This window comes from Pseudomonas sp. 2822-15 (genome assembly GCF_002742515.1).
GTDB classification, from domain to species: Bacteria; Pseudomonadota; Gammaproteobacteria; order Pseudomonadales; family Pseudomonadaceae; genus Aquipseudomonas; species Aquipseudomonas salomonii.
In genome coordinates this window covers 1-240 of the sequence record NZ_LJRY01000095.1, presented here as the reverse complement: position 1 = coordinate 240, position 240 = coordinate 1, and the positions used below count along the sequence as shown (strand labels likewise).

The 240-nt window shown below is 41.2% G+C and carries 1 protein-coding gene; it reads right to left on the bottom strand.

Going from position 1 to position 240, the window contains the following annotated elements:
• Nucleotides 1-191, bottom strand: a 191-nt coding sequence (gene nrdD, locus AOA59_RS00535; RefSeq protein WP_256593004.1) for an anaerobic ribonucleoside-triphosphate reductase, incomplete at its 3' end; no start/stop codon positions are given.
• Between the last annotated feature and the right edge of the window lie 49 nt (nucleotides 192-240).

Genomic DNA, 240 nt, shown 5'->3' with positions numbered 1-240 from the left:
TTTGTATAGTAACTACGATCTGTGACATCCTCTATGACACCAAAATCCTCCCTGTCTCGCTTTGTGAACTTCCCACTTAACCCTTCTGCAGGTGTGGCAATCAAGGAATAGTTCATATCATATATCTCACTAGCCACATCACATTTTTTTCGCAAAAGGGATACAATCTTCTTCCCAAGCTCCTGTGCCATGTCACATTCTCCATGATGTTTACCAGTCAATACTTTTAAACACTCAGCG